This is a genomic window from Streptomyces jeddahensis, assembly GCF_001642995.1.
In the GTDB taxonomy this organism is placed as follows: domain Bacteria; phylum Actinomycetota; class Actinomycetes; order Streptomycetales; family Streptomycetaceae; genus Streptomyces; species Streptomyces jeddahensis.
Window position 1 is genome coordinate 43,293 of record NZ_LOHS01000100.1, and the last position, 9,533, is coordinate 52,825.

Sequence of the window (9,533 nt, forward strand, 5' to 3'; positions counted from 1 at the left end):
GGTTGTCGTAGCCGTGGTGGGCGATCAGCGCGTCGACGGCCTGGCAGATCTCGTTGAGCGGTGAAGTGCTCGATCGCCGCGATCAACGCGACTTGCTCGATGAGGTGTTCACGCTGCTGAGACGGCGTCAGGCCCTCGCGGTCGCCCAGCACCCGGTGGAAGAGCCACTCCATGTGCCGGACGTACGGGGCGGGGTCGAGCCCGTTGGAGAGGAAGTGGTCCAACACACCCTGGTGCGCTTCGGCGTGGACGGCCTGCCGTCCGACGAAGCCGAGCACGTCCTCCTGCAGCCGCTCGTCGGTGATCATCGGCAGGGCCTGCTTGAAGGTGCGCACGAACCACCGCTCGCCCTCGGGAAGCAGGAGATGCAGCACATTGAACACGTGGCTCGCCAGCGGTTCGCCCGGAATCCAGTGCAAAGGGAGCCGCGCCCAGTCGAACTGCACGTCCCGCGGTTGCAGGACCAGATGGTCGTGCTCGTCCTCACGGGGAGTCGGAGAAGTGGGGTTCTGTGCTGACTTCTTGAGCATGGCAGGCGGCATGGCAGGCCTCTCAGTCGCGCACAGGGGGCGGTGGCGGGCAGCGCTTACGAGGTCCTGGTACGCGGCACACCTGATGCGGGCCGCACACCCGGACCTCGGGCGCAACTATTGAGCGCTACTCAACAGTAGGTATTGTTGACTTGAAGTCAATAAGATGTGCACATGGCACGATCCGACTCGTCCGCACGACGTCTTTCCCTCGGCGACCGTAGGCAGCAGATCCTCGCCACCGCACGACGCCTGCTGGACCTCGGGACCATCGACGACATCTCGGTCGAAGCCGTGGCAAAGAGGCCGGGGTCTCCCCGGGGCTGCTCTTCCACTACTTCGGCTCGCAGCGCAAGTTCCGCCATGCGATCGTGCAGATGGCGGCGGAGGAGCTTGTCGGCCAGCTTGCGCCCGACCCTGCGCTCAGCCCCGCCGAGCAACTACGCTCCGGCATCGAGACCTTCGTCGCCTACGTCGCGCACCACCCGGCCATGTACCTCGCCGTGGTCCGCTTCTCCAAGAGCGGCAACGACCTGGGCACCCTGCACCGGACCGTACGCTCCACCCTCGGGGAATGGCTCCTCACCGGGCTCGCGGGGGCGGGGATGCCCATGACACCGGCCGTGACCCTCTCCGTCAGCGGCTGGCTGGCCTTCATGGAAGAGACCGTGCTCAGCTGGCTCGACCAGCCTCAGATGACCCGCGTGGAACTGGTCGGCCTGTGCGAACGCGCCGTCTATCAGCTCCTGGCCGGAGCCCTGGACGACCCACAGCAGTGGCAGGAGATCAGGACCGCCATCGAGCGGCGTCCATGAGCAGCGACGTCGATGACCGAACCCGAGTGTTCCCAGAACAGGCTGTCCAGCGGAAGCGGAACGGACGGCTCACACGTGCTGTGAGCGGGCCGAGTGCCGTTCACGCTCGGCGAGTTCGCGATGGCGAGCGGCCGGGTGGTCGTCGCGGACCCTGGGGTTGCCCGGCCCGTGGATGCGTCGCGGAGAGTCGTGCCGGTGTGGGCGTCCGGGACTCGGCCGCGGGTGCGCAGCTCGGGGACGACCAGGTCGACGAAGTCGGTGAAGGTGCCGGGGGTGGTGGCGTACGCGAGGTTGAAGCCGTCGATGTCGGCCTCCTCGACCCAGCCCTCCAGTTCGTCGGCGACCGTCGCCGCGGATCCGACCACCACGGGGCCGATGCCGCCGATGCCCAGGTAGCGGGCGACCTGGTCGGGGGTCCACCGGCGGGACGGATCGGCGGTGGAGAAGATCGCGAGCGCCGAGCGAACGGCATCGGTGTCCGTGTACTCCAGCGGCTGGTCCGGCGCGAGTCCGGACAGGTCGAGGCCGCTCCAGCCGCCGTAGAGCGCGAGGGCGCCCTCGTAGGAGGCGTACGAGATGAGGTCGGCGTACTTGGCCTGGGCCTCCTCGTCGGTGGGTGCGGTGATCGCGGTGAGGAGGATGAAGATCTTGACGCTGTACGGGTCGCGGCCCTCGGCGGCGGCCTTCGCCCGGATGTCGTCGACGATGCGCCGAGTGGCCCGCGGGTTGACCGCGTTGATGAAGACGCCCTCGCCGTGCCGGGCCGCGAAGGCACGGCCGCGCGGGGAGGCGCCGGCCTGGAAGATGACCGGGGTGCGCTGCCGGGACGGCTCGGACAGGAACACACCCGGGACCGTGAAATAGCGGCCTTTGTGGGCGATGTCGCGGATGCGGGCGGGGTCGGTGTAGACGCCCCGCTCACGGTCGCGGACGACCGCGTCGTCGTCCCACGAGTACTCCCACAGCTTGTAGCAGACCTCCAGGAACTCCTCGGCGACCTCGTATCGGTCGTCGTGGGCGACCTGTTCGCCCAGCCCCAGGTTGCGGGCGGCGCTCTCCAGGTAGGAGGTGACGACGTTCCACGCGATCCGGCCCTTGGTGAGGTGGTCGAGGGTGGTGAGGGTACGGGCGAGCTTGTACGGCTGCTCGTACGTGAGGGACACCGTGATGCCGAAGCCGAGCCGCTCGGTCACCGCGGCCATCGCGGAGACCGCGGGCAGCGGATCGGACAGGGGGATCTGCGCGCCCTGACGGACGGCCGCGTCGCGCGAGCCCTGGTAGACGTCGTAGACGCCCAGTACGTCGGCGATGAAGAGGGAGTCGAAACCGCCGCGCTCCAGAAGCCGTGCCAGGTCGGTCCAGTAGGCGAGGTCGGTGTAGCGGTGGGCCTGGTCGTCGGGGTGCCGCCACAGGCCGGGTGACTGGTGGCCGACGCAGGCCATGTCGAAGGCGTTGAGATGGATACGGCGGGGCGAGTGGTCAGGGAGAGAGGTCACTTGACGGCTCCGGAGGACAGGCCGGCGACCAGCCAGCGTTGGGCGGCGACGGCCAGGACGTAGACGGGCACGATGCCGGCGAGGGAGACGACGGCCTGCTGGCCGAACTCGACGTTCTTGTCGCCCTGGAAGAGCGAGAGCACCACCGGCAGCGTCTGGGAGCCGCTGTCCTGGGCGAAGCTGAGGGCGAACAGGAACTCGTTGTAGCTGAGGAAGAAGCAGATCAGGGCGGCCGCGGCGACTCCGGGCGAGATCAGCGGCAGGACGATGCGGCGCAGGCTCGTCCACGTGCCGAGCCCGTCGAGCCAGGCGGCTTCCTCGATCTCCCTGGGTACCTTGCGGATGAACCCGTCGAGCAGCCAGATCGCCACGGGGACGTTGGCCAGGCCGTCGACGAGGGCGAGCCCGGTGAGGGTGTTGTTCAGCCCCAGGTTCCGCAGCAGGAAGAACAGGGGAAGGATGGCGACGACCGGTGGGGCGCAGTAGCTCGACAGGACCAGCGAGGCGAGCCGCGCACCGCGGCGTCCTGCGCGGGCGGTGAAGTAGGCGCCCGGGACGGCGATCAGCAGCGTCAGGACGACAGAACCGGCGGCGACTGTCCAGGAGTTGACGAGGTAGCGGCCGAGGTCGACGGCGCGGAAGGCGTCCGGCCAGTTCTGCCAGAACGGATGTGAGGGCAGCAGTCCGCCGTTGAGCACGTCGTCGCGGGAGCGGATCGACAGGGTCACGACGTACAGCACCGGGACCGCAGTGAGCAGGACGATCACCGCGAGCAGAACGGTAAGTCCTGCCCGGTGGTGCCGCATTCCGCGGCGTCGGGCGCGCGCAAGGCCCGGCTCGGGTGCGCGAGGCGGGGTGTCCGTCACGCTCGGGCTGAGTTCGAGTTCGGCCGTAGTCATACGGCGACCTCCTCGTGGCGCTTGCGGCGCAGGGCGACGACGGCGGTGACCAGACCGATGAGCAGGGAGAAGACCACCGTCCCGGCCGCCGCGGCACCGACGTCGAACTCCTGCAGGGCGGTCCGCTGGATGTCGTAGGTACTGGTCGTGGTGGAGAAGCCGGGACCGCCCGCGGTGACGACGTACACGATGTCGAACACCTTGAAGCCGATCACGAGCTTCAGCAGGAGCACCGACAGCAGGGTCGGTTCGATGTACGGCAGGACGACCGAGCGAGCGGTGCGCCGGCGTCCCGCGCCGTCGAGGGCGGCGGCCTCCCGCAACTCGTCCGGGACGCCGAGCAGGGCCGCGTACGTCAGAAGCATCACGAACGGGGTCCACTGCCAGCTGTCGATGACGACGAGAGTGATGAACGCACTGGTGGCGCCGCCGAGTGGATTGACGCCGGGCAGTCCGAGCACGTGCAGGACGCCGTTGAGGGCACCGCCGACCGGTGCGAGCAGCAGCTTCCACGCCACCCCGACCATGACGGGCGGGGTGACCAGCGGTAGCAGCAGGAGGGTGCCGAGGAGTCCGGGGCGCCGGGCCCGTGCGCGCAGCAGCAGCGCGAGCGCGGTGCCCAGCACCAGTTGAACCGCGGCGGCGAGCACCGCGAACAGCACCGACCGCCACAGAGAGCCGGTGAACGACTGGCTCTCCAGCGCCGAGCGGAAGTTGTCGAATCCCGTCCAGCGCTGGAGCGGCTGGGCGAGGGTCGACTGGGTGAACGCCAGGCCGATCAGGTAGACCAGCGGGTAGGCGGCGAACACGACCAGGAAGGCCACCGCCGGCGCCGCGAGCCCACCGGGAACCCGCGCGCCGGACCTGCCCCGAACGGTGCGCGGACCGGCCTTCAGGGTGGGCGCGGTGGTCATCCCGTCGTCCCCTTGAGCTCCTTGACCCACGCCTGCTGCGTCTTCTCCAGGGCCTCCTTCGCGCTCTGCTTGCCCTGCAGGCCGAGCGCGAGCTCGTCCACCAGCGTCTGGAGCAGCTCGGGGGCCTTCGGCACGGTCGGCCAGGGCAGCGGATCGCCGGCCAGGCCGGTGCGGACGACGTCGTACGAGTCGGGGGACGCCTTCTTGAACTCCTCGGAGTTCAGTGTGCTGGTACGGATCGGGTCGGCGCCCGCGTCCGCCTTGCCCAGCACCAGAAGGTTCTGCTGGGCGGCGGTCGCCCACTTGATGAAGGCGGCGGCCGCCTCTTTCTGCTTCGACGCCTTGGAGACGGCGAGGCCGAAGCCCGCGTCGAGCGACGTGCGCGGCTTGGCGTTGTCACCACCGACGGGCAGCGTGGTGACGCCCCACTTGCCGGCGACCTTGGACTGCTTGGGGTCCTCGGCGCGTTTGGCGAAGTCGGTCCAGAAGTCGAGCATCGCGCCCTTGCCGTCGAGGAAGGCGGGCAGCGCCTGGTCGAAGCCGATCTGCAGCGGGGTGGGCAGCGCGGAAGGTGCTGCGTCGAACAGCGCCTGGGCGGCGGCGATCGCCTCGGGCGTGTCGAGGGTCGGGTTGCCGGACGCGCCCTTGTCGAGGAACGTTCCGCCGTATCCCGCGAGGCGGTTGGCGAAGTCGCAGCCGAGGATGACCGGGACCTGCTGTGCCTCGATGATGGTGCCGTAGTACGTGCCCTTGGCGTCCTTGGTGATCTTCGCGGCGATCTCGTTGTAGTCGTCCCAGGTCTTCGGCGGCTCCACCTTGTGACGCTCGAAGATCTCCGTGTTGTAGAAGAGGATGTGGGTGTCGCCGTCGTAGGGCAGGCCCCAGCGCTTCCCGTCGTACAAGGTGTAGGTGTCGTACAGGGACGGCAGGAAGTCGTCGGCGTCGATGTCCTTGTGGGCCTTGATGTAGGCGGTCAGGTCCTCGATGACGCCGCCCTGGGCGAGCGTGCCGACGGCCGCGTACCAGTACATGAACACGTCGAACTGGCCCGCGCCCGACTGCACGTCGAGCACGGCCTTGGCCGTGAGCTTGTCGTAGGGAACGGGCGTGACCTTCAGCTTGGCGCCGGTGGCCTCTTCGAAGGGCTTACTCAGGTACTGGAACGACAGGGCGTTGGGCTGGTTGGCGAGGATCTTGAGCGTGACGCCGTCCAGGTCGGGCTTGCCGGTCGGGTCGAGCGCGGCGCCCTCGGCGGAACCGCAGGCGGTGAGGAGGGGTCCGGCGGCGGCGAGAGCGGCGGCGCCGGTGGTGGCGCGGAGGAGTTGTCTGCGGGAGAGCGGGGACATGGGGGCGGATCTCCTGGCTTGTCAGGTGTACAGGGTGAAGGGCGGATGAGCGCCGTTGAGGAAGTGGTCGCCGACCTCGCGGAGCTTGTAGGCGACCGGGTCGTGCAGGGTGTGGGTGCGGGCGTTGCGCCAGAAACGGTCGAATCCGTAGGCGGATGCGGTGGAGCGGGCACCGGTGAGTTCGAGGATCCGGGCGGTGATGTCCAGGGCCGCCTTGGTGGACTGCACCTTGGCGGCGGCGACGGTGGCGGCGATCTCGCCGCGCTCGTGCTCGGTGAGGTCGTGGCCACGGTCCAGGCCCTGCTGGACCGCCTCGGCGGCATGGTCGGCGAGCGTGCGTGTGGCGCGGGCGGCGACGGCCAGTTCGCCGTAGGTGGCGAGGACGTACGGGTCCTGGGTGGCCGACTCGACGCCGGACAGCAGCCAGGGGCGGGTGGTGGAACGGGTGTAGTCGGCGGCCGCTGCGAGCGCGCCCTCGGCGATGCCCAGGTAGAAGTGGACGAAGACGAGCTGGATGGCGGGGGTCACCAGGGTGGCGAACGGGGACAGCACACCGTCGTCCTGGGACAGCGACCCGATGACGTCGTCCGCCGCGACCGGAACCGAGCGGAACTCCACGCTGCCGCTCGCCGACAGCCGCTGCCCGAAGTTGTCCCAGTCGTCGTTGCGTACGACTCCCGGGTGGGCCGGGTCGACGAAGACCACGAGCGGTTCTCCGGAGTCGGAGCGTGTTGCCCCGACGACGAGCCGGTCGGCGACCCGGGCGCCCGTGGCGAAGCTCTTGCGCCCGTCGAGCCGGAAGCCGTGGCCACCAGGTTCCGGGGTGAGGACGACGTCGGGGTCGCGGGGGTTGAAGGCCCCGCCCCACAGCCAGCGTCCTTCGGCTGCTGCACGGTCCAGCCGCTCGACGACGGCTGGGCCGCCGAAGAAGCGGGCGTTCCACGACAGCAGGTAGTGGTAGCCGATGAGCTGGCCGATCGAGCCGTCTCCCGCGGCGATCTCGCGGATGACGGCGTAGGCGGTCCGCCAGTCCGCTCCCCCGCCGCCGCGTTCGGACGGGATGAGAAGGGTGAGCAGTCCTGCCTCCCGCAGGCGGTCCGCCTCCTCGAACGGCGGTTTGTTGGCCTTGTCGCGCTCGGCGGCGTCCTTGGCGAGGTCGGCGGCGACCGTTCGTGCGACGGAGATCCAGTCGGTGGAGGCCGGGTCGGTGGAGGCCGGGTCGATGGAGGCCGGGTCGATGGAGGCCGGGTCGGTGGTGGTCATGCGTACGGTCCTTAGACGATGCCGTTGGCGGGCGGGTTGACGCCGTTCAGGGCGTGGTTGCCGAGGTGCTGGATCTTCCAGCGGCGCGGGTCGTGGAGGGTGTGGGTCCGGGCGTTGCGCCAGTGCCGGTCGAGGCCGAGGCCGCCGGTCACGGACCGGGTGCCGATCAGCGCGAACACGTCGCTCGCCACGGTGAGCGCCGCGGTGTCGGCCTGGGCGCGGGCGGCGGTGACCGCGAGCGACGCCTCCGCGGCGAGGTCCTCGTCGGCGGGTGCCTCGCGGGCGGCGTCGATGGCGCCCCCGGCCCGGTCGAGCAGCGCCTCGGCGGACCGCACGAGCAGGCTCAGCTCGCCGAACTTCTGGATGACCAGGGGTTCGTCACTCGCCCGATCGGCGCCCGACTCGCCCCAGGGCCGGGCGATCGTACGGATCAGCTCGCCGCCCTCCTCCAGGGCGGCCCGGGCGATCCCGGTGTCGACGGCCGCGTGGATGTACTGACCGAACGCGCCGAACACCTCGGGCCGTTCGAAGGTGAGGTGGTGCGGCACGACCCGGTCGGCGGGAACAGGGACGTGCTCCAGACGAACGGTGCCGCTGGCCGTGGTGCGCTGGCCGATGCCGTCCCAGTCGTCGACGACCGTGAGACCGGGTGCGTCGTGCGGGAGGAACGCGGCGGTGAGCCGGTCCTCGGGGTCGAGGGCGAAGACGGGGATCCAGTCGGCGAACAGGGCGCCGGTGGAGTAGTTCTTGGTGCCGGTCAGCACGTACGACCCGTCCGGCTGCGGTTGCAGGCGGGTGGCGAAGGCCAGGGCGTGCTGGGTGCCCTTCTCGGCGAGGGCGTTGCCGAAGCGCCGTCCGGCGAGCAACTCGGCGTAGAAGAAGTCGCGCTGCTCCGGCGTGCCGTTCTCCTTCAGCACCTCCACGAAGAAGAAGTGGTTCTGCGGGATCTGCCCGATGCTGGAGTCGGCTGCGGACAGCAGCCTGATGACCTCGCCGAGGGTGCGGGCGCTGACCTCCGCACCGCCGTGGGAGCGGGGCACGGTGATGGCGAGGAGCCCGGATTCGGACAGTTCGTCGAGTTCGGCGCGCGGCAGGATGCGTTCCGCGTCGCGCAGGGCCGCCTCACGGGCGAACTTGGCGGCCAGATGCGCCGCGGTCTCGATCGCCTCGGCGTCGGTGGCTATGACGTGGGTCATCGCACGCTCCCGGCGGTCGCGAACGGCACCTGGGCGGCAGGCTGTGCGTCGGCGGTAGTGGGCGACGGGTGGGACCACAGACCCTGCGCCGCAAGCTTCGGCAGGACGCCCTCGCCGAACCAGTACGCCTCCTCGAGATGCGGATAGCCCGACAGCACGAACTCGTCGATACCGAGCCGGTGGTACTCGGCGATCCGCTCGGCGACCTCGGTGTGGCTGCCGACCAGCGCCGTTCCGGCGCCGCCGCGGACCAGCCCGATGCCGGCCCACAGGTTCGGGTGGATCTCGAGGCTGCCCCTGGTGCCGCCGTGCAGGGCGAGCATTCGCTTCTGCCCCTCGGACTCGCTGCGGGCGAGCCCGCTCTGCACGGCCCGTACGGTCTCGGGGTCGAAGCCGTCGAGGAGCCGCTGCGCTTCGGCCCAGGCCTGCTCGGAGGTGTCATGGGTGATGACGTGGAGGCGGATGCCGAAGCGGATGCTGCGGCCCTCCTTCTCCGCCAGGGCCCGGATCCAGGCGATCTTCTCGGCGACAGCGGCGGGCGGCTCGCCCCAGGTGAGGTAGACGTCCACGTGGCGGGCGGCGACCTCGCCGGCGATGGGTGAGGAGCCGCCGAAGTAGATCTCCGGCAGCGGATCGGGCACCCGTGCCAACTTCGCGTCCTCGACCTGCAGGTGCTTGCCCGCCAGGTCCACGCTCTCGCCGGTCCACAGTCCCCGCACGATCTGCAGGAACTCGTCCGTACGCTCGTAGCGGCCGGTCTTGTCCAGGAAGTCGCCGTAGGCGCGCTGCTCGTGGCTCTCGCCGCCGGTGACGACGTTGAGGAGCAGCCGCCCGCCGGTCCCCCGCTGGTAGGTGGAGGCCATCTGCGCGGCGAGCGTGGGCGAGACGAAGCCGGGCCGGAAGGCGACCAGGAACTTCAGGCGTTCCGTCTGCTGGCTGACCATCGCAGTGGTCAGCCAGGCGTCCTCGCACCAGGCACCGGTGGGCGTCAGTGCGCCGGTGAAGCCCAGGTCCTCGGCGGCGCGGGCGATCTGGGTGAGGTAGCCGATGGTCGGCGGCCGGTCGCCGCCGGCC

General features: G+C 70.1%; 8 protein-coding genes and 1 pseudogene. 1 reads left to right on the forward strand and 8 read right to left on the reverse strand.

All coding sequences use genetic code 11. From position 1 onward, the window contains the following. Positions 1 to 116: 116 nt before the first annotated feature. Positions 117 to 542, reverse strand: a pseudogene (locus STSP_RS41295) (metal-dependent hydrolase); the annotation flags it as partial. 365 nt (positions 543 to 907) lie between these two features. Here STSP_RS41295 and STSP_RS23470 point away from each other — a divergent pair. Further along, a complete protein-coding gene (locus STSP_RS23470; protein ID WP_198547415.1) occupies positions 908 to 1,345 on the forward strand; it encodes a hypothetical protein in 438 nt (145 codons plus the stop codon). Here the strand turns inward: STSP_RS23470 and STSP_RS23475 are convergent. From STSP_RS23475 to STSP_RS23505, 7 genes are all read right to left on the reverse strand, one after another. After that, positions 1,270 to 2,841, reverse strand: coding sequence for an LLM class flavin-dependent oxidoreductase (locus STSP_RS23475; RefSeq protein ID WP_232789760.1), 1,572 nt, complete (start codon positions 2,839 to 2,841; stop codon positions 1,270 to 1,272). The two genes, STSP_RS23470 and STSP_RS23475, sit on opposite strands and share 76 nt — an antisense overlap. Continuing rightward, entirely contained in the window at positions 2,838 to 3,740 is a 903-nt protein-coding gene (locus STSP_RS23480; protein WP_078067433.1) for a carbohydrate ABC transporter permease, read from the reverse strand. The genes STSP_RS23475 and STSP_RS23480 overlap by 4 nt, the downstream gene beginning before the upstream one ends. Continuing rightward, on the reverse strand, positions 3,737 to 4,654 hold the full coding sequence (locus STSP_RS23485; protein ID WP_067281633.1) for a carbohydrate ABC transporter permease: 918 nt from the start codon (positions 4,652 to 4,654) through the stop codon (positions 3,737 to 3,739). The genes STSP_RS23480 and STSP_RS23485 overlap by 4 nt, the downstream gene beginning before the upstream one ends. After that, positions 4,651 to 6,000 carry an ABC transporter substrate-binding protein gene (locus STSP_RS23490; protein WP_067281635.1) on the reverse strand — a complete coding sequence of 450 codons (1,350 nt, stop codon included), beginning with the start codon at positions 5,998 to 6,000 and terminating at the stop codon, positions 4,651 to 4,653. Before STSP_RS23490 ends, STSP_RS23485 begins: the two co-directional genes overlap by 4 nt. A 21-nt stretch (positions 6,001 to 6,021) precedes the next feature. Beyond that, a complete protein-coding gene (locus STSP_RS23495; RefSeq protein WP_067281637.1) occupies positions 6,022 to 7,263 on the reverse strand; it encodes an acyl-CoA dehydrogenase family protein in 1,242 nt (413 codons plus the stop codon). A gap of 11 nt (positions 7,264 to 7,274) precedes the next feature. Then, entirely contained in the window at positions 7,275 to 8,459 is a 1,185-nt protein-coding gene (locus STSP_RS23500) for an SfnB family sulfur acquisition oxidoreductase (RefSeq protein ID WP_067281639.1), read from the reverse strand. Further along, a partial coding sequence (locus STSP_RS23505) for an LLM class flavin-dependent oxidoreductase (protein ID WP_067281641.1) occupies positions 8,456 to 9,533 on the reverse strand: 1,078 nt, incomplete at its 5' end. The genes STSP_RS23505 and STSP_RS23500, both read right to left, overlap by 4 nt.